22 protein-coding genes and 1 pseudogene are annotated in these 25,108 nt (G+C 67.5%); 11 read left to right on the forward strand and 12 right to left on the reverse strand.

Features of this window, described 5'->3' with window-relative positions:
• Window positions 1-333 precede the first annotated feature (333 nt).
• A complete protein-coding gene (locus U4Y88_RS10310; RefSeq protein WP_224011910.1) occupies window positions 334-1,110 on the reverse strand; it encodes an ABC transporter substrate-binding protein in 777 nt (258 codons plus the stop codon).
• Between the two features lie 566 nt (window positions 1,111-1,676).
• Between U4Y88_RS10310 and U4Y88_RS10315 the strand changes: the two genes are divergently transcribed.
• Window positions 1,677-2,375, forward strand: coding sequence for a pirin family protein (locus tag U4Y88_RS10315; RefSeq protein ID WP_321783746.1), 699 nt, complete (start codon window positions 1,677-1,679; stop codon window positions 2,373-2,375).
• Window positions 2,376-2,618: 243 nt separating this feature from the next.
• On the opposite strand, the gene U4Y88_RS10320 is transcribed toward U4Y88_RS10315, so the two are convergent.
• Window positions 2,619-3,185 carry a periplasmic heavy metal sensor gene (locus tag U4Y88_RS10320; protein ID WP_321783748.1) on the reverse strand — a complete coding sequence of 189 codons (567 nt, stop codon included), beginning with the start codon at window positions 3,183-3,185 and terminating at the stop codon, window positions 2,619-2,621.
• A gap of 229 nt (window positions 3,186-3,414) precedes the next feature.
• On the opposite strand from U4Y88_RS10320, the gene U4Y88_RS10325 reads away from it, so the two are divergent.
• Both U4Y88_RS10325 and U4Y88_RS10330 read left to right on the forward strand, forming a co-directional pair.
• Complete coding sequence (locus U4Y88_RS10325; RefSeq protein WP_065063743.1) at window positions 3,415-4,146, forward strand: response regulator; 732 nt, start codon at window positions 3,415-3,417, stop codon at window positions 4,144-4,146.
• Window positions 4,130-5,443: an ATP-binding protein gene (locus U4Y88_RS10330; RefSeq protein ID WP_321783750.1), complete on the forward strand. Its 1,314-nt coding sequence runs from the start codon at window positions 4,130-4,132 to the stop codon at window positions 5,441-5,443. Before U4Y88_RS10325 ends, U4Y88_RS10330 begins: the two co-directional genes overlap by 17 nt.
• A 235-nt stretch (window positions 5,444-5,678) precedes the next feature.
• On the opposite strand, the gene U4Y88_RS10335 is transcribed toward U4Y88_RS10330, so the two are convergent.
• Window positions 5,679-5,945, reverse strand: coding sequence for a hypothetical protein (locus tag U4Y88_RS10335; RefSeq protein WP_065063739.1), 267 nt, complete (start codon window positions 5,943-5,945; stop codon window positions 5,679-5,681).
• A gap of 185 nt (window positions 5,946-6,130) precedes the next feature.
• On the reverse strand, window positions 6,131-7,810 hold the full coding sequence (locus U4Y88_RS10340) for a diguanylate cyclase (protein ID WP_321783752.1): 1,680 nt from the start codon (window positions 7,808-7,810) through the stop codon (window positions 6,131-6,133).
• 610 nt (window positions 7,811-8,420) lie between these two features.
• Here U4Y88_RS10340 and U4Y88_RS10345 point away from each other — a divergent pair.
• Together U4Y88_RS10345 and U4Y88_RS10350 are read left to right on the forward strand one after the other, a co-directional pair.
• Window positions 8,421-10,184 (forward strand): ABC transporter permease, encoded by a 1,764-nt coding sequence (locus U4Y88_RS10345; RefSeq protein ID WP_224011915.1) that lies wholly within the window; start codon window positions 8,421-8,423, stop codon window positions 10,182-10,184.
• Window positions 10,185-10,244: 60 nt separating this feature from the next.
• On the forward strand, window positions 10,245-11,594 hold the full coding sequence (locus U4Y88_RS10350) for an AAA-associated domain-containing protein (protein WP_224011916.1): 1,350 nt from the start codon (window positions 10,245-10,247) through the stop codon (window positions 11,592-11,594).
• Between the two features lie 64 nt (window positions 11,595-11,658).
• Here the strand turns inward: U4Y88_RS10350 and U4Y88_RS10355 are convergent, their stop codons facing one another.
• From U4Y88_RS10355 to U4Y88_RS10365, 3 genes are all read right to left on the reverse strand, one after another.
• Window positions 11,659-12,240 carry a hypothetical protein gene (locus U4Y88_RS10355; RefSeq protein WP_321783754.1) on the reverse strand — a complete coding sequence of 194 codons (582 nt, stop codon included), beginning with the start codon at window positions 12,238-12,240 and terminating at the stop codon, window positions 11,659-11,661.
• Window positions 12,237-12,773, reverse strand: coding sequence for a hypothetical protein (locus U4Y88_RS10360; RefSeq protein WP_224011963.1), 537 nt, complete (start codon window positions 12,771-12,773; stop codon window positions 12,237-12,239). The genes U4Y88_RS10355 and U4Y88_RS10360 overlap by 4 nt, the downstream gene beginning before the upstream one ends.
• A gap of 395 nt (window positions 12,774-13,168) precedes the next feature.
• Window positions 13,169-14,209 carry a sigma-54 interaction domain-containing protein gene (locus tag U4Y88_RS10365; RefSeq protein WP_224011964.1) on the reverse strand — a complete coding sequence of 347 codons (1,041 nt, stop codon included), beginning with the start codon at window positions 14,207-14,209 and terminating at the stop codon, window positions 13,169-13,171.
• Here U4Y88_RS10365 and U4Y88_RS10370 point away from each other — a divergent pair.
• From U4Y88_RS10370 to otsA, 6 genes and pseudogenes are all read left to right on the forward strand, one after another.
• The gene (locus U4Y88_RS10370; protein ID WP_321783755.1) at window positions 14,198-14,626 is read left to right on the forward strand and encodes a hypothetical protein; all 429 of its coding nucleotides are present in this window, start codon (window positions 14,198-14,200) and stop codon (window positions 14,624-14,626) included. The genes U4Y88_RS10365 and U4Y88_RS10370 overlap by 12 nt on opposite strands.
• Before the next feature lie 394 nt (window positions 14,627-15,020).
• Window positions 15,021-15,344 carry a hypothetical protein gene (locus U4Y88_RS10375; protein ID WP_321783757.1) on the forward strand — a complete coding sequence of 108 codons (324 nt, stop codon included), beginning with the start codon at window positions 15,021-15,023 and terminating at the stop codon, window positions 15,342-15,344.
• Between the two features lie 414 nt (window positions 15,345-15,758).
• Entirely contained in the window at window positions 15,759-17,138 is a 1,380-nt protein-coding gene (locus U4Y88_RS10380; protein ID WP_224011919.1) for a sigma-54-dependent transcriptional regulator, read from the forward strand.
• A gap of 176 nt (window positions 17,139-17,314) precedes the next feature.
• Window positions 17,315-17,719 carry a hypothetical protein gene (locus U4Y88_RS10385; RefSeq protein WP_321783758.1) on the forward strand — a complete coding sequence of 135 codons (405 nt, stop codon included), beginning with the start codon at window positions 17,315-17,317 and terminating at the stop codon, window positions 17,717-17,719.
• A 124-nt stretch (window positions 17,720-17,843) separates the two neighbouring features.
• Window positions 17,844-18,134, forward strand: a complete 291-nt coding sequence (locus U4Y88_RS10390; protein WP_310633382.1) for a hypothetical protein — start codon at window positions 17,844-17,846, stop codon at window positions 18,132-18,134.
• A 256-nt stretch (window positions 18,135-18,390) separates the two neighbouring features.
• Window positions 18,391-19,797: pseudogene (otsA, locus tag U4Y88_RS10395) on the forward strand (alpha,alpha-trehalose-phosphate synthase (UDP-forming)); the annotation flags it as partial.
• Window positions 19,798-20,137: 340 nt separating this feature from the next.
• Here otsA and U4Y88_RS10400 read toward each other — a convergent pair.
• The 5 genes from U4Y88_RS10400 to dcm all read right to left on the reverse strand — a co-directional run bounded on the left by U4Y88_RS10400 (window position 20,138) and on the right by dcm (window position 24,965).
• Complete coding sequence (locus tag U4Y88_RS10400; protein ID WP_321783760.1) at window positions 20,138-20,695, reverse strand: hypothetical protein; 558 nt, start codon at window positions 20,693-20,695, stop codon at window positions 20,138-20,140.
• A gap of 164 nt (window positions 20,696-20,859) precedes the next feature.
• Window positions 20,860-22,326: an MFS transporter gene (locus U4Y88_RS10405; protein ID WP_415774419.1), complete on the reverse strand. Its 1,467-nt coding sequence runs from the start codon at window positions 22,324-22,326 to the stop codon at window positions 20,860-20,862.
• Window positions 22,327-22,378: 52 nt separating this feature from the next.
• Complete coding sequence (locus U4Y88_RS10410) at window positions 22,379-22,882, reverse strand: YbhB/YbcL family Raf kinase inhibitor-like protein (protein WP_224011923.1); 504 nt, start codon at window positions 22,880-22,882, stop codon at window positions 22,379-22,381.
• A gap of 153 nt (window positions 22,883-23,035) precedes the next feature.
• Window positions 23,036-23,485, reverse strand: coding sequence for a very short patch repair endonuclease (locus U4Y88_RS10415; RefSeq protein WP_321783762.1), 450 nt, complete (start codon window positions 23,483-23,485; stop codon window positions 23,036-23,038).
• Window positions 23,486-23,519: 34 nt separating this feature from the next.
• Window positions 23,520-24,965 carry a DNA (cytosine-5-)-methyltransferase gene (gene dcm / locus U4Y88_RS10420; RefSeq protein WP_321783764.1) on the reverse strand — a complete coding sequence of 482 codons (1,446 nt, stop codon included), beginning with the start codon at window positions 24,963-24,965 and terminating at the stop codon, window positions 23,520-23,522.
• Window positions 24,966-25,108: the final 143 nt, after the last annotated feature.

The following is a 25,108-nucleotide window of genomic DNA, read 5'->3' on the forward strand; positions in this document are numbered from 1 at the left end:
CGAGGGGCGCCTCGCGAAAGGCGCGGCAGCGACTGCCGCGGTTCAAATCCGGTCAAGCGCGGCTGGCGAGGCTTCGCCGCGTGGCCGTCGGTCTCCGTGTCCTGGAGGCGCGTGTCGAACGGCGCCTGGGACTGCGTCTCGAAGGGCGCTTCGCATCGCACTTCGTACTGCGATGGCACTGCGTCTGCACTGCGATGGCACTGCGATTGCACTGTATACGAAGCGCCTGCGCGGTCCATCGGGGCGAGCCCCGGGCAACTGCGCCGGTGACGTGCGCCGGCGCAGTTGCCCGGTTAAGTTGCCCAGCGCAGTTACCAGGCGCAGTTGCCCGAATTACTTGCCCTTGTAGATCGGGAAGTCGAAATACTGCTTCGCGATCTTGTCGAACGTGCCGTCCTTGTGCAGCGACGCGAGCGCCGCGTTGAACTTCGCCTTCAGGTCGGCGTCGTCCTTGCGCAGGCCGATGGCGGTGCCGTCGCCGATGGTGGCGAGATCCTCGACTTCCGGGCCGGCCCAGCCGAAGCCCTTGCCGCGCGGCGTCTTGAGGAAGCCGTAGTCGGCCTGCACCTCGTCTTGCAGCGTGGCGTCGAGACGTCCGCCGATCAGATCCTGATAGACCTGATCCTGATTCTGGTACGACACCACGTTCACGCCCTTGGGCGCCCAGTGGACCTTCGCGTACGCTTCCTGGGTCGAGCCCTGCTCGACGCCGACATTCTTGCCCTTGAGCGACTCGGGCGTCGGCAGCAGCGGCGAACCGCTGCGCGCGATCATGCGCGCGGGCGCGTCGAACAGCTTGTCGGAGTAGTCGATCTGCTGGCGGCGCTGCGGCGTGATCGTCAGCGACGAGACGATCGCATCGAACTTGCGCGCCTTGAGCGCCGGAATGATGCCGTCGAGGTCGTTTTCCACCCACACGCACTTCACGTTCATGCGCGCACAGAGCGCTTTCGTGAGGTCGACGTCGAAACCGACGATCTGGCCGTTGGCCGCCTTGGACTCGAACGGCGGGTAGCTCGCATCGACGCCGATGCGCACGGTATGCCATTCCTTGGCCGCGACGCTGCCCGCCATCAGGGCGAGCGCGACGCACACTGCGAACTTCTTCATCTTTCTCCTGTCGGGGCGGAGTGAGTGGTTCATCACCGACTCCGTCCCATCCATAGCTGAGGCGGGCGCTTCGGGACCGCGGCGCCGGGCGGCGCGCACCGGTGCCGGCGCTCGCTCGCGTAATGCGCGAACCGGCTCGTGGCCGGAGCGCCGCCATTGTAGGCGATCAAAAATACGGGTCGGACGCGCTGGGCATCCAGGCTTGCGTCCTAAGCCGGCGTTGCGACGCGCCGTGACGGGCGTGCGCCGGGCGTATGCACCGCGCGACGCGCCGTGCGCGGGGTGGCGCTGGCCGAAAAGCGCGGTATTTTACCCGAAGCCAGCGCCCGCGCGGGCGACTCGGGACCCGGCATGTGGTTCAGGTCTGACAGAGTTGGCGACATCGTCCGACAGGGGCCGGATCGGTGGACGGCGGCGCCGGTGGACGAGAGGCAGCGGCGGAACGCCGCAGCGCCCGCGCGGGCCATTGATGTTGCTGGCGAAACGATCCGGTGCGCCGGTGCGGATTGTGCATCGGGCCGTCCGCCCCTACCTTCGGACATCGACATCATTGAACGGAGAACGCCATGCTTGCCATCCGACGCGCCGACGAACGCGGCCACGCCAACCACGGCTGGCTCGACTCGTATCACAGCTTCTCGTTCGCGGACTATTTCGACGAAGCGCATATGCACTACGGCGCGCTGCGCGTGCTCAACGACGACCGCATCGCAGGCGGGCGCGGCTTCGGCGCGCACGGCCACCGCGACATGGAAATCGTCACCTATGTGCTTTCGGGCGCGCTCGCGCACCGAGACAGCATGGGCAACGGCTCGACCATCCGTCCCGGCGACGTGCAGCGCATGAGCGCCGGCACGGGCGTGATGCACAGCGAGTTCAACGGCTCGCCGGACGAGGAAGCGCATCTGCTGCAGATCTGGCTGCTGCCGACCCAGCGGGGCGGGGCGCCCGGCTACGAGGAAAAGCATTTCGACGACGCCGACAAGCGCGGCCGCCTGCGTGTGATCGCCTCGCCCGACGGGCGCGACGGCTCGGTGACGGTACAGGCCGACGCTTCGATCCACGCGGCGCTGATCGACGGCGACGAGCGCGCGCAATACGCCGTGCCGGCGGGACGGCGGGTCTACGTGCAGGTGGCGCGCGGCGCGCTGGAAGTGAGCGGCGAACGCCTGAACACCGGCGACGCGGCGATGATCGAAGCCGAAACGTCCGTGGTGCTCGCGAAGGGCGAGGACGCCGAAGTGCTGCTGTTCGATGTGGCCTGAGGCGGCCTGACCCGGCCCGAAGCCGACTGACACCGCGCCAGCGCGCGCGGCCATGAAAAAAAGCGCCGCGAGTGGCAAGACTCGCGGCGCTTTTGCGTGAAAGGGGCGGCGACGCCCGTGGGCTCTGGCCCGAACCGATGTCCGGCGGCGCGACCCGCCGGACACCCGCTCAGGCGCGGGCCTGGTCGAACGACTGCGCGCCGGCCCGGGTGCCGGCCGCGCAGATGTCGACGGCGAGTAGGCTTACTGCGCGCCCGGCGCCGAAGCCGCGCCCTTGTCCTTGTGGTGCTGTTCCCAGCGCTGACGCATCTTCTCGTGGCGCTGTTCCATCTTCGCGAAGTGCTCCTTGAGCGCCGAGCTGACGGTGGTCTTCTGCTGGTCGTTCAGGCCGTTGTAGAACGCGAGCCAGGCTTGCGCGGTCTGCTCGCGCAGTTGCGCTTCCTGCTGCTCGATCTGCTGATGCGTGGCGTGCATCGCGTTCAGGTCGAGGATCGGCTGGTTCTTCTGCGCGTCGAACTGCTGCTTGAGCTGTTCGTGGTTCTTGCGCATGGCCTGGCCGTTCTGCTTCATCGTGTCGACGGCGGTTTGCCACTGCTTTTCCTGCGCGGCGTTCAGGTTGAGCTTGTCGTGCAGCTTTTTGGCGCCCATCATGAAGTCGCCGTGCATGCCCGGGCCGCCGTGCGGACCGTGCATCATGCCGGGACCGCCCGGGGGCGGGGGCGGCGTTTGCGCCTTGGCGGCGGTGGCGCCGACGGTGAGAGCGAGCGAGGCAGCGGCAATAGCGAGAAGGCGCGACGTAGTCTTGTACATGGTGAAGCTCCTGACAAATCCTTGAAGGTTTGGTCCGGTTTGGCACGGTGCCGAAATAGGGGCAGCCGCAACCGGTGTCCCTAGCGTATAGGCCGTCCAGGAGCGGCGTGTTACGGCCCGGGGCGTTGTCATTACGCGACATTACATGCGCCTTTCGCAGTAACTTCTCGTAACCCAAAGCGCCTCCATGTAAGCGAATGGCTTACATGCGCGCGTTAAACTTCGTCCCATGGCTACTCAAATTCTGGTCGTCGATGACGACGTCGAACTGCGCGACCTGCTGCGCGACTATCTGGCGCGGCAAGGCATGGAAGTGTCGGTGCTGCACGATGCGGGCTCGCTTGAGCGCCGCCTCGAGCGCGAGCGCCCCGACCTGATCGTGCTCGATCTCATGATGCCGGGCGTCGACGGGCTCACCGCGCTGCGCAAGCTGCGCGCGTCCGGCGACGACATCCCCGTGATCATGCTGACCGCGCGCGCCGACGACGTGGACCGCATCGTCGGTCTCGAACTCGGCGCCGACGATTACCTCGGCAAACCCTTCAATCCGCGCGAACTGCTGGCGCGCGTGCAGGCCGTCCTGCGCCGCCGCCGCACGCTGCCCTCGGCCGCCGCGCCCGAACAGCGCGAGCCGTTCTCGTTCGGCCGCTTCACGCTCGACTTCCAGTCGCGCACGCTTCAGCAGGAAGGCAAGCCCATCATGCTGTCGGGCAGCGAGTTCGCGCTCCTGAAGATCTTCGTCAATCACCCGATGCGCACGCTCACGCGCGAGCGCCTGCTCGAACTGCTGCACGGTCCTGAATACGATGGCACCGACCGCGGCATCGACGTGCAGGTGTGGCGTCTGCGCCGCATCCTCGAAACCGATCCGTCCACGCCGCGCTTTATCCAGACGGTGCGTGGCCGCGGCTACGTTTTCGTGCCGGACGGCGAGCAGAGCGGTCATGCGCCGGCCGGTTGATTCGCTGTTCGGGCGGCTTGCGCTGCTGTTCGTCGGCGTGCTGCTGCTCTCGCACGTCGCGTGGTTCGCGCTCATGCGTCTCGAACGCGACCAGATGCAGTCGCGCTACGCGGTCGAAGAGGCCATGTTCCTCGTCGACGCGGTGCGTCAGCACGTCGAGCGCGAGCCCGACCAGCCGCTGCCCTCGCGGGTTCAGCTGGTGCCGGCGGACAGCCCCGACGTGCCGCCCATGCGCACCGAGATGCCCGAGCCGCTGCATCGTTTCCTCGACGACATGCGCGAGCGCATGCCGCCGGGCACCGAGGTGCGCCCCGGTATGCCGGGCCGTGCGCCCACGCTCTGGGTGAAGGGGCCGCAGGACGCCAAGTGGATCGTCGTGCCGGGCCAGCCGCTGCGCATCATGCGGCCGATCGACCGCGCGCCGTGGTTCATCATCATCTTCGCAGCGGCGCTGGTGGCCGCGCTGGTGGCGGCGTGGATGGTGCAAAAGCCGCTGCGCGCGCTGGCTCAGGCGGTCGCGCGTTTCGGCCGCGGCCAGCCGGTGCCGCCGCTGCGCGAGCGCGGTCCGCGCGAGCTGCGTCAGCTCACGCGCGGCTTCAATCAGATGGTCAAGGAAGTCGAGCGCACCGAGAAAGACCGTGCGGTCATGCTCGCGGGCGTGGCGCACGACCTCAAGACGCCGCTGGCGCGCCTGCGCCTGCGCGCCGAAATGATGGACGAGCAGAAGGTGCGTGACGGCGTGGTGCGCGACGTGGAATCGATGGCGCACATCGTCGACCAGTTTCTGGTGTTCGCGCACGACGGCGCCGACCGCAGCGAGCCCGTCGAAGTCGACGAGCAGTGCGAGCGCATCGCGCGCAATTACCGCACGGTGGGCGGCGAGACGCTGGCGATCGAGCGGCGCTTCAAGGCCGGGCCGGACTTTCGCCTGCCGACCGCCACGCTCGACCGCGTGGTGGCCAATCTGCTCGACAACGCGCACGCTTACGGCGCGCCGCCCGTGGTGATCGAAACCTCGCGCGACGCCGAGGGCTACACGCTCACGGTGAGCGACCACGGCAAGGGCATCGCCGACCAGGATCTCACGCAGGCGAGCCGTCCGTTCGTGCGGCTCGATCCGGCGCGCGGCGGCAATGGCCATAGCGGCCTGGGTCTCGCGATCGTCGAGCGGCTGGTGCGGCGCGCGGGCGGCGAGATCGCCATCGGCAACGGTGCAAGCGGCGGCCTCGCGGTGCGTATGAGCTTTCCGTTCGAGGTGGTCGAGCGCACGGTCGCCGAAGCGGCGCAGATCTGGTGAGCGCTGGCGCGTGAACCTGCGCGCATTGGGCGTGCTATGGAACGGCTGAGGGCAGTGCGGGAAAGTGCGATGGAGAACTGCGCGGCGGGCGTCCGGGCTGTGCCGGAGCCGACCGAAAGTAGTGCGGATGTGATGCAGCGGCTGTGATGCAGCAGATGTGATGCAGCAGACGCGATTCAGCAGAGGTGATTCAGTGTGACCCGGAGCGGCTGCGAACCAGCCGCTCTTTTTATTTTCAGGCCGAGAACAGCGTGTCGAGCGCGGCGGCGGCTTCGCTGTCGACGGTGTTGTAGACGACGCTGTCGGCTTCGAAAATATAGTGCGTCGTGTACTTGCCGATGCGGGCGAGAATTTCTTCCTGGACCAGCTCGGGTGCGGCTTCGAGCTTCAGATACCACGCGGTCGAAGAGAGGCGCGTCTGGAACGCACCGTATTCCACCATCAACTGGTCGAACGCGAGAGCATCCTGATCGCGGCAGACGATGACCAGATTTCCCTTCATGCATGCCTCCTGATATGTGCTGTGAAACGACCTGACGCGCCGTGCACCGGATTTCGGCGATGCGCTCTGCATGGCGGCGCGTGCTGCGCTGGTCCGATGATACCGCGTCGGACCGGTTTGCCCCGGTCGAGTTCTCCAGTTAAGTGAGCGCGTGCTTGCGGCGCGCCGGTGGGGTGAAGCGATGCTCACCACGTTTCGGCGGCCGCGCGCGGCGGCACGGCGCCGTCGGCGGTCATGGCCTCGCAGCGGTCGCGGCCGCCCGCTTTCGCCATGTAGAGCGCCAGATCGGCGCGGCTCATCAGCCGTTCGGGCTGGTCCTGCGAGGCCGCGAGTTCGGTGACGCCGATGCTCACGCTCAGGTTCGACTCGGCGGGCAATTCCGTGCACGGGCTCGACTTCACTTCGCGGCGCAGACGCTCGATCACGTCGTGCGCGGTCGACAGCGACGTGCCGGGCAGCAGGATGCCGAACTCCTCGCCGCCGAGCCGGCCCACCGCATCGTCGGAGCGCAGTTCGGCGCGGCAGGTCTCCACGAAATGCTGGAGCGCGCGGTCGCCCGCCGGATGGCCGAAGCGGTCGTTGATCTGCTTGAAGTGGTCGAGGTCGGCGATCGCCATGCACAGCGGCTTGCCCTGCGCATAGGCGGCGTCGATCTCGCGGCGCAGCAGGTCGAGGAAGTAGCGGCGCGACAGCGCGCCCGTGAGCGCGTCGTGGCGCGCCTCCGCGGCAAGCAGCGCATTGGCGGCCTGCAATTGCCCGGCGAGGTCGCGGCTCGCGCGATGCAGACGCCGCTCGCGCACCCACGAAATCGAAATCACGGCCGCGAGCGCCGCCGTGCCCGCGAGCGTCAGAAAAATCAGCAGCCGGTCGCGCCGATGATTGGCGAGCAGTTCGGTCCACGCGTTGAGCGGATCGACGAGATGCGCCGAGAGCCCCGAGTTCAGGCCGCCGCGCACTTCGTAGAGCGCGGGCAGGCGCTGGCCGGGCAGATCGACGAGCGACTGCGCGGCTTGCGCGGGCATCCACGGCGCCTGGTTCGTCGCGGCTTCGGCGGCGCTTTGCAGCGCGAGTTCGGAGAAGCGCTCGCGCAGATAAGTGTTGACGCGGTCGACCGCGTTCATTTCCTCGACGTGCGAGCCCGGCATCGCGAGTCCTTCGATCGCGCTGTCGTGCGCCATCACGATCACGCCGTTGCTGTCGGAGACGAAGGTGCCCGGATGCGTGACCCAGTGGCGCAGCCGCGCGATGCTGACCTTGGCGACCACGGCGCCCACGAGGACCCCGTTGTCGTAGGCGGGCGCGGCGACGAAGATGCCCGGCTCGCCGCTCGACGTGCCCACGCCGTAGGTTTCGGAGAATGCGCCGAGCAGCGTGTCGCTGAGATACGCGCGCGGACGCATGTCGACGCCCACGTAGGAAATCTTGTCCATCGCGTTGCTCGACGCGATGCAGATGCCGTTGCTGTTGACGAGCCAGATCGCGTCGAGGCCGGAGAAGCCTTGAGCGTCGTGCAGGAAGCGGTTGACGGTGGCGAGCTCGGGCGCCTGCTGCAACGCTTCGCGTCGCGCCAGTTCCGTAGATGTGCGCAAAGCGGCATAATGCCCGGCCTCGGTCAGCGCCTGCTGCACCACGTGGGTCTCGGCCATGGTGGCGGGAATCGCGCGCGACATGGCGAGATCGCTGGCGATCACTTCCGCCATATTGTCGACGACGGAGCGCGTCATCTGACGCTGGACCTTGAGCGCCGTATCGAGCTCCTGACGCACCATGCGGTCGGCGAGCCAGCCGGCGCCCAGCCAGCAGATGAGCGCGGCCGCCACGACACAGAGGGGCCCGGCTGCCTGACGCAAGAGTCTCCTGTTCATCGGCCTTCTGGTTCGTGGATGGGCATGGCGCGCCTGATGCTTGAGCGGGCGGCTGGCCCGATATGCCGGCGCGTGACGCACCGGCCCGGCACAACGGGGCACTGCGTGGCGAGGGGGTGGCCGTCGCCGCGTGACGATTCTACCTCTCGAATGGCGTCAGCGAGCCTCCCAACGCCGTCCAGCGGGCGTTGCGCGTGCCTGGCATGTGCGAGGGCGCACGTTTGGGAACCTGTGGGCGGCCGCGCCGGAAGGTTGCCGGAATGCCGCCGAAAGCGCCCGGAAAGTGGCCTGAAAGCCCCGCCGGACGGGCGTTCCCCGATGCCCGGGCGACGCGCCGCGCGAGGTTGAATGTGTCACGGAGGTTGTAGTAGTGTCGTGCCGTTCCGAACAAGGCAAGCCTGCCGGGCGAGCGGGCGGCTCCGGGTGGCAGTGCGCGTCCTCGTGCGCCGTCGCCGCGTCTTCAACGCTAACGAAATACTCAGTCCATGCGCCTTGCCTTTGCTGATTTCCGCTCTCCGCGCGCTGCTGCTCGTGTCGCCTGTGTCACGTGTGCAACGTGCGTCCCGCGCCGCGAGGCCGCCGCATCGATGTTCAACGGAGAGCGCGCCTGATGGAATTCAAGTTCAACCTGAACCGTACGGCCAACGCCTCGGCGTGGCGCGTGCTGCCCAACCGCTGGGACTTCGTAGCGTTCCCGCTCATCATCTGCTTGATCGCGATGGCGGCCGTGGGCTTCCACGAGACGATGGCGCCGATCGCCACGCTCAAGGCGCAGCCGATTTCGCTCGACGCATCGAACCTGCCCGAGTATGCGATGCGCACGACGCTGCGCATGCTGGCGGCGATGATCGCCTCGCTGATCTTCACGCTCGTGTACGGCACGCTTGCAGCCAAGAGCCGCCGCGCCGGACTCGTACTGGTGCCGATTCTCGACATTCTTCAGTCGGTGCCGGTGCTGGGCTACATCTCGTTCACGGTCACGTTTTTCCTCGCGCTGTTTCCCTCGCGCGTGCTCGGTGCCGAACTCGCGGCGATCTTCGCGATCTTCACGAGCCAGGCGTGGAACATGACGTTCAGCTTCTATCAGTCGCTGCGCACCGTGCCGCGCGATCTCGATGAAGTGTCGAAGGGCTTCCACCTGACCAACTGGCAACGCTTCTGGAAGCTCGAAGTGCCGTTCTCGATGCCGGGCCTCATCTGGAACATGATGATGTCGATGTCGGGCGGCTGGTTCTTCGTGGTGGCCTCCGAAGCGATCACGGTCGGCAATAACACGATCACGCTGCCGGGCGTCGGCGCCTATCTCGCGCAGGCGATCGCCGAGCGCAACATGCACGCCATCGGTTGGGTGATCCTGACGATGACGGTCGTGATCCTCGCCTACGATCAACTGCTGTTCCGTCCGCTCGTCGCCTGGGCCGACAAATTCCGCATGGAGAACACCAGTTCCGGCGACGCGCCCGGATCCTGGCTGCTCGACCTGATCCGCCGCACGCATCTGATTCACGAACTGCTCGTGCCGCTCGGCTGGATTTTCGCCAAGGCCGCGCGTATTCCGTTCCGTCTGCCCGCGTTCCCGACGATCCAGCGCGCCGCGTCCGCCGCGCCCGCACGCAGCGGCGCGCGCTCGAAGCTCGGCGACATCGTCTGGGCGCTGTTCTTGATCGCGCTCACGCTGTTCGTGGTCTGGCGCGTGGTCGCCTACGTGCGCACCGGCGTCTCCCTCGACGAAGTCGGCCACGTGCTGGTGCTCGGCCTCATCACGCTGCTGCGCGTGGTCGTGCTGATCGCGATCGCCTCGGTGATCTGGGTGCCGCTCGGCGTGCTGATCGGCATGCGCCCGGCGCTCGCCGAAAAGATCCAGCCGCTCGCGCAGTTCCTCGCGGCGTTCCCGGCGAACCTGCTGTTCCCGGTGTTCGTGATCGTGATCGTGCGCTTCCACCTCAATCCTGACATCTGGCTGTCACCGCTGATCGTGCTCGGCACGCAGTGGTATATCCTGTTCAACGTGATTGCCGGGGCGAGCGCCTACCCGAACGACTACAAGGAAGCGGCGAAGAATTTCCGCATCCGTGGCTGGCAGTGGTGGCGGCAAGCGGTGCTGCCGGGCATCTTCCCGTACTACATCACGGGCGCGATCACGGCCTCGGGCGGCGCGTGGAACGCGAGCATCGTCGCCGAATACGTGCAGTGGGGCGACACGAAGCTCGAAGCGCACGGCCTCGGCGCCTATATCGCGCAGATGACGGCCGCCGGCGACTTCCCGAAAATCATTCTCGGCATTGCTGTGATGTCGCTGTTCGTCACGCTGTTCAACCGCGTGCTCTGGCGCCCGCTGTACACGCATGCCGAATCCCGGCTGCGCCTCGATTGATCGCCCTCGGGCGAACACTGCGACAATTCAGCGAATCAACGAAGGATCGAAGGTAACGCGATGCAAAACCCCAAGACCCTGAGCACCGCGCACGGCGACGTGCAAACGGCCCCGAATCCGCCGCGGCTCGGCGAGGAAATCCTGCGTGTCAAGGACGTGTGCCGGGGCTTCAACAAGTCGCAGGGCGAACTGCTCGTGCTCGACGACGCCAATCTCTCGCTGCGCGAAGGCGAGATCGTCGGGCTGCTCGGCCGCTCCGGCTCGGGCAAGTCGACGCTGCTGCGCATCATCGCCGGGCTGATCGAACCGACCGACGGCGAAGTGACGTGGCGCGGCAAGCCGCTCGACGGCCCGGCCGAGGGCGTGGCGATGGTGTTCCAGACCTTCGCGCTGTTTCCGTGGCTCACGGTGCTGCAAAACGTGGAAGCGGGTCTCGAAGCGCAGGGCGTGGGCGCGCGCGAGCGCCGCGAACGCGCGCTGGCGGCGATCGACCTGATCGGTCTCGACGGCTTCGAAAACGCCTATCCGCGCGAACTCTCGGGCGGCATGCGCCAGCGCGTGGGTTTCGCGCGCGCGCTCGTCGTCGACCCGATGCTCATGCTGATGGACGAGCCGTTCTCCGCGCTCGACGTGCTGACCGCCGAAACGCTGCGTACCGACCTGCTCGACCTGTGGACGCAAGGGCGTCTGCCGATCAAGTCGGTGCTGATCGTCACGCACAACATCGAGGAAGCGGTGTTCATGTGCGACCGCATTCTGGTGCTGTCGTCGAATCCGGGGCGCGTGGTCGCGGAAATCAAGGTGCCGTTCAAGCACCCGCGCAATCGTCTCGATCCGGCGTTCCGCAAGCTCGTCGACGACATCTACGCGAAGATGACCGCGCGTCAGACCGACGAGAAGACGAAGAAGGGCCTGGAGCTGGGCAGCTGGCTGCCGCGCGTGTCGACCAACCTGATGGCCGGTCTGATCGAAACGCTCGCCGCCGCGCCGTATCACGGCCGCGCCGACATGCCGGAAATCGCGCGCTCGCTGCATCTGGAAGTCGACGATCTGTTTCCGATCGCGGAAGTGCTGCAACACCTCGGTTTCGCCGATGTGCGCGAAGGCGACGTGCTGCTGACGCCGCCCGCGCGCGTGTTCGCGGAATTCGGCACGCAGGAGCGCAAGATGATGTTCGCCGAGCATCTGCTGCGTCATGTGCCGCTGGCGGCGCGGATCAAGAAGGTGCTCAACGAGCGTCCGGGCCATCGCGCGCCGCGCGTGCGCTTCGAGCAGGAACTCGAAGACTTTCTCTCCGACGGCGCCGCCGAAGAAACGCTCGACACGGTGATCGACTGGGGCCGTTATGGCGAGATCTTCTCGTACAACGACCAGTCGGAAATCTTCAGTCTCGAAGACGTGGAGTCCTGATCGTCCCGATCACGTGCAATGAAAAACGGTCGCCTCGGCGACCGTTTTTTTATGCTGCGCGGGCTTATTGCAGCGAGCCCCAGCGCTCCACCGCAGGCTCGGCCGTCGCCCACTTCCACGTGCTCTGATCCTGGCACGCGGTGGCGGTGTACCACTGCTCGGGCGCGTTGGCGGCGTCGCCGTCCTGCACCGAGAACACGAAGTCCTTGCACAGTGCGAGCGCCGACGCGAACGCGCGCGTCACGCGCACCTTGCCGTGGCCGTTTTCCACGGGCAGCGTGTGCTTGATGCGCCAGGTGTCGGTGCCGTCGACGGGCAGACGGCCGGCGGTTTCGGCGATCAGCTCCTGCTGGTCGGCGTGCATGCCTTTCATGAAGCGGGCGACGGCCTCGTCGGTGGCCGCCTGCACGGCGATGCCGACGCCCACGCCCACGGCCGGATTCGCGGTCACGATGCCGGTCGCGGCGGCGGCCGCCGCGCCGCTGGCCGCGCCGATCGAACTGCAGCCGCTCGTGGCGAGCGCGACGCCCGCGCAGAGCGCCGCGAGCGTGACGAGACGCGTCGCGCAATGACGCCGCGCACGTCGCGCCTCTCGTGTCAGCCGCGCGTGCCGCGCCGGCGTGCCGTGCGATGTCACGCCGCTCATTGCAGCGCGCCCCAGCGAGCCGTGGCCGGTTCGGCCGACGCCCACTTCCAGTTCTGTCCGTCGCGGCACACCGAGGCCACGTAGAACGCGCTCGTCGCGGCCTTGTCCTTGGTCGCGTTGTGATCGACGGAGAAGACGATTTCCTTGCAGTCGAGCGCGCCCGAGCTGATCGTGCGGCTCACGGTCACGCGGCCGTGTTCGTCGTCTTCGATGGGAAACGAGTGGACGATCGACCAGGGCGCGACGCCGCCGACGTCGAGCGGGCCCGCGGCCTTCGCGATGCTGTCCTGGGTGTTGGTGTGCACGACTCGTTCGGAGTACTGCACGCCGGCTTTCGCGGCCGCCACGGCGCCGAGGCCGATGCCGGTCGCGACCGCCGCGTTGTTCGTCACCTGCGAGGCGATCGCCGCGCCCGCGATGCCCGCGCCAGTTTGCGCGCCCTCGGAATAGAGCGAGCTGCACGCCGAGCACGCGAGGCTGGCGGCGGCGAGCAGCGTGAGCGACGCGGCGCGGCGCCAGCGCGCGGACGGCATCGCGCTGCGGGGCAACACGACGTGAATCGATGCCCGCGTGGAGTCGATGCGCGATTCGATTCGCGAGGCCGGCGACGGCGCGTTGCACGCCAGAGCACTTCGTTCTTGCATGGTCCTTTCCCTGCCGCTTGCGGCCAGAAGCCGCGTTGCGCAAGCTTCCAGCACGTTTTCGTGCTGCGGATTGTGCAGGAAGGACTTACACAAGGGGATAGGTAAAGTGCAAGAAATTGCAAAATGCCGTGCACCCCTGACCGTATCGTGATCGCGGTCATGGCAAATTCGCGTAATTTGCTTGCGTTTTGCTGACCACTTGGCGGCTGTTTGCGGTTTTCCTGAAACCGCGACGACGACGCGAGGCGCGCGCCGCCGTCGCGATCGTCATCGTCATGCCATCGTCATTCGGTGTCGCGCGTGTCGTCGGCTTCGTTGATGCCGGTGTCGTCGGGTGCGCCGGTTTCGCCGTCCTCGGCGCCGTAGCTGCCGAGCCGGTTGTAGAGCGTCTTCAGACTCACGCCGAGCGTGCGCGCCGCGAGGCGCTTGTCGCCGCCGCAGTGCTTGAGCGTGCCGAGAATGATCTGCTTCTGCGCGTCGGCGAGCGGCGTGCCGATCCACACGCTCATCGCATCGCCCTGCGTGACGGGCTTCTTCACGCGCGGCACGAGTTGCGGATGCGCGATCTCCACGTGCTTCTCCGCGAGGATGAAGGCGCGATACACCGCGTTCTTCAGCTCGCGCACGTTGCCGGGCCACGACCAGTTGCGCACCGTTTCGAGCGCGCGCTTGCTGAACGCCTTCTGCGTGCCGGCTTCGTCGTTGAGCTCGGTGAGGAACAGCTGGGCGAGCAGCTCGCGGTCGCGCTCGCGCTCGCGCAGCGGCGGCGCGCGCAGCGGAAACACGGCGAGGCGGTACATCAGATCCTCGCGCAGCGCGTTGTCGCGCACGGCGGCCAACGGATCGCGGTTGGTCGCGGCGATCACGCGCACGTCGCCGCGAATCGCCTCGTTGCTGCCGACCGGGTAGTACTCGCCGGACTCCAGCGCGCGCAGCAGCTTGACCTGATGCAGCAGCGACATCTCGGTGACTTCGTCGAGAAACAGCGTGCCGCCGCGCGCGTGCTCGAAGTGGCCGTCGCGCGCCTGCACCGCGCCCGTGAAGCTGCCTTTTTCGTGGCCGAACAGTTCGGCTTCGATCAGCTCGTCGGGGATCGCGCCGCAATTCACGGCGATGAACGGGCCGTCGCGGCGATGGCTTTCTTCGTGGATCGTGCGCGCGACCAGTTCCTTGCCGGTGCCCGATTCACCGACGATCAGCGCGGTCGCATCGGTGACCGAGACGCGGCGGATCTGCTCGTAGAGGTCCTGCATGACCGCCGAGGAGCCGTACAGGCGTCCGTACGATTCCAGTCCCGCGACGCGCGCGCTGCGTTGCTCGCTCATGCGTGCGTCGTTGCCTGCGTTGTCGGCTTTATCGCCTTTGTCGCTGCGGCGTGCGGCGCGCGGCTTGTCGCTGCGTTTTTCGTCCCGCTTTTCATCACGCTTCTCGTCCCGCTTTCGATCAACCTTCTCGTCACGTTGTTCATCGCGCATCTCATCGCGTTCGGCGGCGGGCGAGCCCGGCTCGATTGTCGCCATACGGTAGTCGTCCTGCAAAATGGGGTGGGTGGCCCGAAACCGGGCGCGTGCGCTGCGCGCGTCGTCGACGCGGCGCATGACGCAGGCGCGCAGGGCGGATCGGGCATGGCTTGCCGGCCTCGGCGGCTGGCGAGCCGCACGATCGGGCCGACTGGCTGTGCGAAACGGCGCGGGCGATGCCTTGCCCGGCGGCCACGGGATTTCCATCTCGTAAACATTTAACCACTGCCGCGCGTCGCAGGGCAATGGACGTGCCCGGATTGCCGGCGCGCGCGCAGGGCCGACAGTGCCTATCGCGTGCGTCGCGCGCGGGCGGGATATCGGTTCGAGCGTGGTACGAGCGCGGTTCGATATCGGTTCGATAGCGGCTTGTCGCTGGCGTGAAATCGGCGTATCACGGGTTTCACGCGCGGCGAGCGTGCAACTTTTGTGCTCGGTCTACCCGTGCACCCTCGGCCTGGCACGTCTCGTGCTGCGCAACTTGCACTGTGCGCGGTCGTCTATCCTACGTGGCGCGGCTTATGTGCCGACAAAGCATGGGCCGTCCCGCACGCGGACGGCGGCCGATTTCGACATTTCCGACCGCATTTCCAACAACAAACTGGGAGAGTGCGACATGGCGAAGAACAGACCTGGACTGATTGGGACCCTCGTGGCGGTGGGCGCGCTCGGCGCGACGGCGGGCATGCTGGCCTGGCGTTTCGCGCAGCGTCACCGCATGCAGCGTCAGACCGTTCACCGCGAACTGAGCCGCTGGGAAGGCGAGGGTGGCGCGCTGGCGGAGAGCGGCGCGGCGCCGAACGCGGCGGCTGCGGTAGCCGATGCGATGGCCGCGGGCGTAATGGCGCGGCGCGATACGGTCAATGGCACGGCCGACGAGGCCGCGACCGGCGCCTGGCCGTTTCCGCAGAGCGGCAGCGATCCGGCCACGCGGCATTGATCGGGCGTTGACGAGACGTTGATGAGGGCGTCGATGTGGCGCTTTCATGCGGCTCTGAAGCCGTATCGACGTGACGCGCGCATCCTGTCGACGCGCGCGCCTGGAGGATGGCGGCGAGGCCGGGGCCGCCATGGAGGCGACGCATCCGCATCTCGAATATGTCTATAATGGCCATATCCACAACAATCGAGGTTCGGGTTGATTGCGGGTCGCGCGATTGTTGCGATCATGCAGCTAAAAGACCACGCTCGCCGTCCTGAGCGTACCCGGCCGTTTCGCACTCCACTTGCCGTGCCACTCACGCGCCGCGCAGCCCGCGGCGTCGGACTCCGTTGTCCGGCGCGCAGGAATTTGCCGCGGCGCGGCCTGCTGTGCGCAAGGGAGCCACTCACCTTTCAGGGCTGACGAGACGCGATGCCACATGTATTGATTGTCGATGACGACGCAGAAACCCGCGAAGCGCTCGCCGCCGTGGTGGGCGAAGACGGGCTCACCACCGCACAGGCCGGCGACCTGCGCGAAGCGCGCATCCAGCTGATCCGGCAGATGCCGGACGTCGTGTTCACCGATCTGAAGCTGCCCGACGGCAGCGGCACCGATCTGTTCCAGGACCTCGATCCGCGCTCGGGCGTGGAACTCGTGGTCATCACCGGTCACGCGACCGTGGAGACGGCCGTCGACGCGCTCAAGAGCGGCGCGATCGACTATCTCGTGAAGCCGATCAATCTCCAGCGTGTGAAGGCGATTCTCAACCGCCTGCCGCGCGCGGGCGACCTCAAGGCCGAAATCGGCACGCTGCGCGGCGAACTGCGCCGCATGGGCCGCTTCGGCCTGATGCTCGGCAATTCGCCGGTCATGCAGGACGTCTACGACCAGATCAGCCGCGTCGCGCCGACGCCCGCGTCGGTGATGCTGGTCGGCGAATCGGGCACCGGCAAGGAAGTGGCCGCGCAGACCATCCATCAGCTCAGCCTGCGCCGCAAGCACGAATTCCTCGCGGTGAACTGCGGCGCGATTTCGCCGAACCTGATCGAATCGGAAATGTTCGGCCACGAGCGCGGCTCGTTCACGGGCGCGGACCGTCAGCACAAGGGCTATTTCGAGCGCGCGAACGGCGGCACGCTGTTCCTCGACGAAATCACCGAAATGCCGATCGAGCTGCAGGTGAAGCTGCTGCGCGTGCTCGAAACCGGTCTGTTCATGCGCGTGGGCACGACCAAGGAAATCGAGACCGACGTGCGCCTGATCGCGGCGACCAATCGCGATCCCGAGCAGGCCGTGGCCGAGGGCAAGCTGCGTCTGGACCTGTATCACCGCCTGAACGTGTTTCCGATCAACCTGCCGCCGCTGCGCGAGCGCGGCAAGGACGTCGAGCTGCTGGCGCAGGCCTTCCTCGACGAACTCAACGAACGCCACGGCACGAAGAAGCAGTTTCCGCCCGCCGTGCGCGAGATGCTCGCGGCCTATCCGTGGGCCGGCAACGTGCGCGAGCTGAAGAACTACGTGCAGCGCGCGCACATCATGTCGGGTAACGAAGGCGATCTCACGGCCGCCGTGCCGTTGCAGATCTCGCTGTCGAAACCGGTGGCGGGCACGGCGGTGACGATTCCGTTCGGCACCTCGCTCGCCGATGCCGATCGTCAGCTGATCCTCGCGACGCTCGAGCAGTGCGGCGGCGTGAAGACGCGCGCGGCGGAGATTCTCGGCATCAGCCTGAAGACGCTCTACAACCGGCTCGTCGAATACGGCAACGAGACCGGCAAGGGCGAGACGCCCGCGCGCGCGGGCGCCTGAGGCGCGCGCACTCCACGCACCTTCAAGCCACTTCACGCCCGTTCGTGCCGGTACGCGATGTAAATCGCGCCCGGACGAACGGGCGTGTTGCAGGGTGCGGCCGCTCCGGTGCGCATCGGCGCGGCTGGTATGTCGCTTGCAGACCGTGTCATCGACGACCTTTCGAGGAGCGCACGATGCCCAGCTGCAAACAATCCGATCCGCTTCGCTTCAAGCCCTGGCTCGCGCATACGCCGCAGCCCGACGATCCCCCGCCCAGCGAACCCGGCACGCCCGATGTGCCGCCGGTCGGCGATCCGCCGCCGCAGCCGGCCGAAGTGCCGCGCTCGATCCGCCACTATCCGGTGATGCGCGCGACGGATTCCCTCGCCGATTCCGCCGCCGACGACAAGTCGCGCGTGGCCGCATACGCGCGTCAGGCGGGCCGCGCGGCGTGGGCGCGCTGGGCCCGATGGGCCAGCTGGACCTGCCGGTCGGGCGGCGATCGCGGCCTGTCGTCTTCGTCGTCTTCGTCGTCTTCGGGGTCGGAAACGTCATCGGCAACTTCGCTGCGACGCGCGCCACTGTTGCAGCATCGGTGATAGTCGCGGTTTTTATGTACGAGTTACAAACCAATCGCCATTTTTACCGGCAAATTCACGCGGCGAACCCTAGACTATAAAAACGCCAACGCCGCGTGGCAGCCTTCCCGCAGGAGGCATCGACATGAGACATCCCGCATTGCGCCGCTCCGCCCGTCACTCGGCCCGGCGTGGCTCGCGTGACGGAGAGCAGAAGGGCGCCAGTTTCGCCGATACGGCTTCGGCCGCATCCGGCCCTCCGGGTTCCGCGAGCGTGTCGGGCGCGACTTCCGGTGCTTCGGGCTACAGCCACGATCCGGCCAGCCAGAATCGCCCCGCGCCCGGCGTACCGCCCGATGGCGAGCACAACCAGGGCGGCGCGCGTGCCGAAGGGATCGACTATCAGCGCGATCTCGGCTCCGAGCAGGACGCCTGAGCGGCAAGTGAACAAGGTGCCTGGGCAGGACGTCTGAGCGGCCAGTTTGCGGACGCGCTTTCGAGCGTCCGGCGCATCACCGATCGCATTTGCACGGCGCTGTCGCAGCACGCGCGGCTTGCGGCGGTGCGCACCGATTTCGCCTGCGCCCCGTTTTCTTCCTTACCCGATCGGGCAAGGAGGCACGGGTCTTGCGTGCATACCCAAGGCATCGTCCCCGGACGCACGAAACAACGAAACAGGAGGGTTGGCCGCAATGGGCAGACTGATCGTGGTATCGAATCGCGTGGCACCGACGCAAGAGGGCCGTCCCGCAGCAGGCGGGCTGGCGGTCGGCGTGCTCGACGCGCTCAAGGAAACCGGTGGCGTATGGTTCGGCTGGAGCGGCGAGACCGTCGCGGAGCCGACGGAGCCGGTCATCGAGCAGCAGGGCAGCGTCACCTACGCGACGGTAGGACTCACCCGCCGTGACTACGACCAGTACTACAAGGGTTTCTCGAACACGACCCTTTGGCCGACGTTCCACTACCGCAACGACCTCGCGCGCTACGAGCGCCAGGAGTACGGCGGCTATCTGCGCGTGAACGTCACGCTCGCGCGCCAGCTCAAGCCGCTGATCCAGCCCGACGACATCATCTGGGTCCACGACTATCACCTGATTCCGTTCGCGCGCTGCCTGCGCGATCTGGGCGTGAAGAATCCGATCGGCTTCTTCCTGCACATTCCGCTGCCGGTGCCGGAAGTGATGCGCTCGGTGCCGCCGCACGAAGAACTGATGAAGTTCATGTGCCACTACGACGTGGTCGGCTTCCAGACCGATGCGGACCGTCAGGCGTTCCTCGACTACATCGAGCGCGGCGGCCACGGCACCGCGAGCGACGACGGCATGGTGCACGCGTGGGACCGCTTCCTGAAAGTGGGCACCTACCCGATCGGCATCTATCCCGACGTGATCGCGAAGTCGGCGGCGCAGTTCACCGACCGCAAGCCGGTGCGCAGCCTGCGCGACGCGATGCGCGGACGCAAGCTCATCATGAGCGTCGATCGTCTCGATTATTCGAAGGGTCTCGCCGAGCGCTTCCAGGCGTTCGAGCGCATGCTGCAGAACGGGCCGGGCTGGCATGGCCGCGTTTCGCTGTTGCAGATCGCGCCGCCGACGCGCTCCGACGTGCAGACCTATCAGACCATCCGCCGCAATCTGGAAGGCGAGGCCGGGCGCATCAACGGCCGCTTCGCGCAGCTCGACTGGACGCCGATTCAATACCTCAACCGCAAGTACGAACGCAATCTGCTGATGGCGCTGTTCCGCCAGGCGCAGGTCGGCTATGTCGCGCCGCTGCGCGACGGCATGAACCTCGTCGCGAAGGAATATGTGGCGTCGCAGAATCCTGAGGATCCGGGCGTGCTGGTGCTCTCGCAGTTCGCGGGCGCGGCCGAGCAGTTGCCTGGTGCTTTGGTTGTGAATCCTTACGATCTGAATCAGACCGCCGAGGCGCTGGAGCGCGCGCTCTCGATGCCGCACGCCGAGCGCCAGTCGCGCTACGAGGACATGATGGCGTCGATGCGCGAGAACAATCTCTCGGTGTGGCGCGATACCTTCCTCGCCGATCTGCGCAGCGTGGCGACGGCGGCTTCGGTCACGGCGACGGCGAAGGCGCGCAGCGCCGCACCGGTGGCGCCCGTTGCTTCGATCGCGCCGGTTTCACCGCTTTCGCCGGTTTCTCCGGCTGCGACGATCAAGGCGGTGACGAAGCCCGCGCAGGCGGCGCAAGCCGACGCGCCCGCGAAGGCTGCGGTGAAGGCCGCGCCGCCGGTGGCGTCGGCGTCCGCATCGGCGGTCGGCAAGGCGAAGGCGCAGTGATGGCGATGCGCGTCGTCGTCACGCGTTAGCGTTCGCGGCGCAGCGTCCCGATATCGCGATACCGGGACTTACGGCACACGGTTCACCCCCCGGCGGCTTTCGAGCCGCCGTTTTTTTGCGCGCGCCGCCGCACAGGCCCCGCTCAGGCGCGCTGTACGCCCGCTTCGGCGAACGGATGCGGCGCGACCGTCGGATCGAAATCCGCCCAGTGGCCGCCGTGCCATTGGCCCGAGGCGCGCTCGATATCATCGGCGCCTGCTTCGCGCAGCACGTCGGCGGCGACGGTCTGGTTATCGGGGCTCACGTGGACGGTGAGCAGCACGCCCGACTGGCGCGTCTCGTGATGCACGCGCTCCTCGTGCTCGCTCGCGCGGTGCCAGCCCGAGCCGATGCGCGCGCCGAGCCACGCGCCCACGCCCGCCGCGATCACCACCGAGGGCAGCGACGCCGCCAGCAGCGCGCCGAACAGCGCGACGCCCGCGACGGCCCCGGCGACCGCGCCCAGCGTGAGATTGCGTATTCGATGCGGCGGCGCGGCCGCGACCGCCACGGGATGCGGCGTGTGGCGCGCGTGCTGTCCGCGCGGATTGACGAAGAACAGGTTGACGTCTTCTTCGACGAAGCCGCGCGCGAACAGCTTTTCGGCGACGGTTTCGGCGGCGGGGAAGGTCGTGAAGCGCCCGGCGACGATCAGTGACATGGGCATCCCCCTTGTGCAAGGTTGACCCACTGAAGGAACGCGCGCCGCGCGTGCGGCGCGCCGTAATCCCATGTTAGTGCGTGCTTTTGAGAAGCGTGAGCCGATCGACGCGTGCGCTGCGGATTGCCTCGGTCGTCGCCGCCTCTGCCACCCGGGTCGCTACCTCAGCCGCGCAGGCGCGCGTTGCGCTGCGGCACGAGCCGCATCAGGTTCACGACGGCGGCCACGGCGGAAAACGCCGTCGCCACGTAGAGCGCGAGCGCCGGTCCGTGCTGCGGCGCGACGCCGAAGATCAGCGCGACCAGCGCCGCGCCGAGCGTTTGTCCCGTGAGCCGCGCGGTGCCGAGCATGCCGCTCGCGCCGCCGCTGCGTTCGCGCGGCGCGGACGAGAGGATCTGCCGGTTGTTGGGCGACTGGAAAATGCCGAAGCCCGCGCCGCACAGCGCCATGCGCCAGCCGATCTCGAACACCGTCGGATGCGCGCCGAGCGTCGCGAGCGACAGCAGCCCGAGCGCGAACAACGCGAGCCCCACGCCGCCGAGCATGCCGGCCGGATAGCGGTCGGAGAGCCAGCCCGCGAGCGGCGCCGCGCCGATGATCACGAGCGGCCAAGGCGTCATCAGAAAGCCGGTATCGACCTGCGAGAAGCCGAACGCGTCCTGCAACATGAACGGCAGCGCCACGAACGCGAGCATCTGCGCGCAGAACGAACACACCGAGGTGCTGATCGAGAGCGCGAACACCGGATTGGCGAGCAGATCGACGGGCAACAGCGGCGCGGGCTGCGTGAGCTGGCGGCGCACGAAAAACCAGCCGACCACGAGCGCGCCCGCGAGTTCGGCGGCGATCCAGAGGCGGTTCTCGCCGTGGCCGAAACCGTCGACGGCGAAGATCAGGAGACCGAAGACGATGGCGTTGAACACCGCGCTGATGTAGTCGTAGGGCGCCGGATGGCCTTCGTTCATCGGCAGCGCGCGCAGGCCGAGCACGAGGGCGGCGATGCCGATCGGCACGTTAATCGCGAACAGCCACGGCCACGAGGCGATGGCGAGCACGCCCGAGGCGAGCGTCGGGCCGACCGCCGAGGCCACGGCGACCACCATCGCGTTGATCGCCACGCCGCGTCCGAGCTGCGTGCGCGGATAGATCATGCGCACGAGCGCGGTGTTCACGCTCATGATGCCCGCGCCGCCGAAGCCCTGGATCATGCGCGCGAGCGCGAGCTGCGTCAGCGTGCCCGCGAGCGCGCAGCCGAGCGAGGCGACGGTGAACAGCGCGAGACCGGCCAGATAAACGCGCTTGTAGCCGATGCGGTCGCCGAGCGAGGCGAGCGGCAGGAGCGAGATCGTCACCGAAAGCTGGTAGGCGTTGACGATCCAGATCGAGCTGGCCGCGCTCGCGCGCAGGTCGTGCGCGATGGTCGGCAGCGCGACGTTGGCGATTGCGCCGTCGAGCACCGCGAGCGTGATGCCGAGCGCGACCACGAGGATCGCGTAATAGCGTTGGGGAAAGGGCAGGCCGGATTCGACGTCGTCGGCGGCGGCGTTGTGGGCGGTGGGCGCGTCGGGCGCGCGCGATGTGGCGGCGTGTTGCGTGGTGATGGGCATCGATACAAGGGCGGCGCGCAGCATGCTCGCGCGCCGCCGGCGGGTGCGTGGGCGATCGGCGTGCGTTGATGCGCGCCTATTTCAGTTCGTAGAGCCCGACGTAAGTCGTCGAGTCGATTTCGTTCAGGTGCGTCATGAAGCGCGCGACCGCATTGGTGGTCTCGGGCGTGACGGGCAGTTGCGCCGCCTTCAGCGCGTGCACGCGGAAGATGTAGCGGTGCGGCTTGTCTCCGCGCGGCGGCGCCGCGCCGCCGAAGCCGACCGTGCCGTAGTCGTTGCGCATCTGCACGGCGCCTTGCGGCAGCAGGCTGCCGTCGGGCTTGCCCGCGTTGCGCGCGAGCGAGCGCACGTCGGGCGGGATGTTGACCACGACCCAGTGCCAGAAACCGCTGCCTGTAGGTGCGTCGGGATCGTAGACGGTGAGGGCGAAGCTTTGCGTGTCGGCGGGCGGCGTGTCCCATTGCAGCGCGGGCGAGACGTTGTCGCCATCGACGCCGAAGGCTCGATCGTCGAACTCCTGCGCCTTCGGCATGAAGCCGTTACTCGGAAAATCGTCGGACCAGAGTCGAAAATCAGCCATCGGTTGCCTCCTTTTCGTGGGTTCTTGGTCTTGAACAGGATGCGGCGGACCGGCGCGAGGGCGCGACGCCACGCAGCCTGCCGATCCAGTTTAGCACCGCGTCGCGCGGCGGCTTGCCGCAACGTCGCACCCGCGCGCGCCATCGTGCACGCCTCACGCGCGGGCTTCGAACCACGCGCCTTGTCCGCTCTCCAGCCACGCCGCGAGCCGGTCGACGACGCCCTGCGGATCCTGTGCCGCGCCGCGCAACGCGCACTCCCAGATCACGGCCACGCGCCAGCCCTGGGCGGCGAGCGCGGCGATGGCTTTGGCGTCGTTGGCGCGGTTGCGGCCGATCTTGTCGTGCCAGAACTCGGGGCGCGTGGCGGGCCACTTGAATAGCGCGCAGTCGTGGCCGTGCCAGAAGCAGCCGTGCACGAACACGGCGGCGCGGTAACGCGGCAGGACGATGTCGGGGCGGCCCGGCAGCTCGCGCACGTCGAGGCGAAAGCGAAAGCCGCGCCGGTGCAGCAGGCTGCGGATCAGCATTTCCGGCTTCGTGTTGCGCCCGCGAATGCCGGACATCATCCGGCTTCGGGTGGCGGCATCCACGACGTCGACCATGCGGATTCGTCCTGGCGTGCGTGCGAAGGTCCGCTCAGGCCGAGGCGGCGGCTTCGGCGGAGGCGGGGGAAGACGCCCGCGCGCGGCGGCGGGCGGTTTTCACGACGGGTTCGGCGGCGGGTTGGGTAGCGGCATCAATCGCGGCATGCGTGGCCGATTTGGCCGCCTTCTTCGCCGCACGTTTGCCTGCGGGCGCTTTCGCGAGCAGCGCGTCGAGATGCGGCATCATCGTGCGCGCCACTTCGCGCATCACCGGCATCACCACGCTGTTGCCGAACTGGCGATACGCCTGGGTGTCGCTGACGGTAATGCGGAACGTGTCGGGAAAGCCCATCAGGCGTGCGCATTCGCGCGGCGTGAGGCGGCGCGGACGCAGCCCTTCGCCCTGATGCACGAGGATCTCGCTGCCGTCCTTGTGATAGCGCGCCGACAGCGTGCGCGTGACGCTCTCGGGAAACGCGAGGCCGTATCCAAAACCGTTGCCCGCCGCGCGATGCTTTTCGGCGTACTGCTGGAGATAGGCCCAGAGTCCCGGCGTCAGCGTGTATTTCGGCTGCACGCGGCGCGCGGTGTGATCGAAAAAGCGCTCGCCGTCCCACGGCAGGACGGGCTCGCTGCCGTCGGTGCGATGCAGGATCGAGGCGAGGCGCGGTCCGTCCTCGGGCAGGCCGAGCGCGTCCCACGAAAACGAAGTCGGCTCGCGAAACCCGGCGATGATGATGCGCTCGCGATGCTGCGGCGTGAAATGACGGCCGTCGATCACGCGGTAATGCACGTCGTAGCCCAGTTCGTCGCGCAGCACCTGAAGGATCACGTCGAAGGTGCGGCCCTTGTCGTGCGACAGCAGGTTCTTGACGTTCTCCAGCAGAAAGGCGGCGGGCCGCTTTTCGGCGATGATGCGCGCGACGTCGAAAAAGAGCGTGCCTTGCGTGGTGCACTCGAAACCGTGCGGACGGCCGAGCGCGTTCTTCTTCGAGACGCCCGCGATCGAGAACGGCTGGCACGGAAAGCCCGCGAGCAGGACATCGTGCTCGGGCACGTCGGCGGCCTCGAACGCGGTGATGTCGCCGACGAAGGCATGGCCTTCGGCATCGGTTTGCGCGTAGTTCTCGAGATAGGTCTTCTTCGAGAACGGATTCCACTCGCTCGTCATGACGCAGCGTCCGCCGTGCGCCTCGAAGCCCATGCGGATGCCGCCAATGCCCGCGAACAGGTCGACGAAACGAAAGCGCGCCGGCGCGGCGCTGGCGTCCGAGGCGGCGCTCCTGACGGGTTCGGCGCTGCGCAGCAGTTCGCGCAGCGCGGCTTCGAGCATGGCGGGGCAAGGCGTTTCGCCTTTTTCCCACCGGCGCACGGTCTTGACGTCCTTGCCGACATGGGCGGCGATCTGCTGCTGCGTGAAGCGCTGACGTGCCTGCGCTAGCAGGTCTCGCGGTTGGGCCGGGTGCACGAAGTCCTCTCTGGGTATTTTGGCGGACATTATGACCGATGGTCGACCCGCGGCACCAGGATTTCCGGGCACGATCACGCAGACGCGTGCGCGCCGCGCGGGTGACGTGGCGGTATTACGGCGGGTTCGCCGCAGCGCGTAATCGTGAAGCAGCGCGAAAAGCCGCGAAAAAT

The sequence above is a fragment of the Paraburkholderia sp. J94 genome (assembly GCF_905220285.1).
Taxonomy (GTDB): domain Bacteria; phylum Pseudomonadota; class Gammaproteobacteria; order Burkholderiales; family Burkholderiaceae; genus Paraburkholderia; species Paraburkholderia tropica_A.

Bases quoted from the DNA above. Each gene is read 5' to 3' on its own strand.
- U4Y88_RS10310 (WP_224011910.1), bottom strand. From the start codon at position 1,110: ATGAAGAAGTTCGCAGTGTGCGTCGCGCTCGCCCTGATGGCGGGCAGC.
- U4Y88_RS10315 (WP_321783746.1), top strand. From the start codon at position 1,677: ATGCTTGCCATCCGACGCGCCGACGAACGCGGCCACGCCAACCACGGC.
- U4Y88_RS10320 (WP_321783748.1), bottom strand. From the start codon at position 3,185: ATGTACAAGACTACGTCGCGCCTTCTCGCTATTGCCGCTGCCTCGCTC.
- U4Y88_RS10325 (WP_065063743.1), top strand. From the start codon at position 3,415: ATGGCTACTCAAATTCTGGTCGTCGATGACGACGTCGAACTGCGCGAC.
- U4Y88_RS10330 (WP_321783750.1), top strand. From the start codon at position 4,130: ATGCGCCGGCCGGTTGATTCGCTGTTCGGGCGGCTTGCGCTGCTGTTC.
- U4Y88_RS10335 (WP_065063739.1), bottom strand. From the start codon at position 5,945: ATGAAGGGAAATCTGGTCATCGTCTGCCGCGATCAGGATGCTCTCGCG.
- U4Y88_RS10340 (WP_321783752.1), bottom strand. From the start codon at position 7,810: ATGAACAGGAGACTCTTGCGTCAGGCAGCCGGGCCCCTCTGTGTCGTG.
- U4Y88_RS10345 (WP_224011915.1), top strand. From the start codon at position 8,421: ATGGAATTCAAGTTCAACCTGAACCGTACGGCCAACGCCTCGGCGTGG.
- U4Y88_RS10350 (WP_224011916.1), top strand. From the start codon at position 10,245: ATGCAAAACCCCAAGACCCTGAGCACCGCGCACGGCGACGTGCAAACG.
- U4Y88_RS10355 (WP_321783754.1), bottom strand. From the start codon at position 12,240: ATGAGCGGCGTGACATCGCACGGCACGCCGGCGCGGCACGCGCGGCTG.
- U4Y88_RS10360 (WP_224011963.1), bottom strand. From the start codon at position 12,773: ATGCCGTCCGCGCGCTGGCGCCGCGCCGCGTCGCTCACGCTGCTCGCC.
- U4Y88_RS10365 (WP_224011964.1), bottom strand. From the start codon at position 14,209: ATGAGCGAGCAACGCAGCGCGCGCGTCGCGGGACTGGAATCGTACGGA.
- U4Y88_RS10375 (WP_321783757.1), top strand. From the start codon at position 15,021: ATGGCGAAGAACAGACCTGGACTGATTGGGACCCTCGTGGCGGTGGGC.
- U4Y88_RS10380 (WP_224011919.1), top strand. From the start codon at position 15,759: ATGCCACATGTATTGATTGTCGATGACGACGCAGAAACCCGCGAAGCG.
- U4Y88_RS10385 (WP_321783758.1), top strand. From the start codon at position 17,315: ATGCCCAGCTGCAAACAATCCGATCCGCTTCGCTTCAAGCCCTGGCTC.
- U4Y88_RS10390 (WP_310633382.1), top strand. From the start codon at position 17,844: ATGAGACATCCCGCATTGCGCCGCTCCGCCCGTCACTCGGCCCGGCGT.
- U4Y88_RS10400 (WP_321783760.1), bottom strand. From the start codon at position 20,695: ATGTCACTGATCGTCGCCGGGCGCTTCACGACCTTCCCCGCCGCCGAA.
- U4Y88_RS10405 (WP_415774419.1), bottom strand. From the start codon at position 22,326: ATGCTGCGCGCCGCCCTTGTATCGATGCCCATCACCACGCAACACGCC.
- U4Y88_RS10410 (WP_224011923.1), bottom strand. From the start codon at position 22,882: ATGGCTGATTTTCGACTCTGGTCCGACGATTTTCCGAGTAACGGCTTC.
- U4Y88_RS10415 (WP_321783762.1), bottom strand. From the start codon at position 23,485: ATGGTCGACGTCGTGGATGCCGCCACCCGAAGCCGGATGATGTCCGGC.
- dcm (WP_321783764.1), bottom strand. From the start codon at position 24,965: ATGTCCGCCAAAATACCCAGAGAGGACTTCGTGCACCCGGCCCAACCG.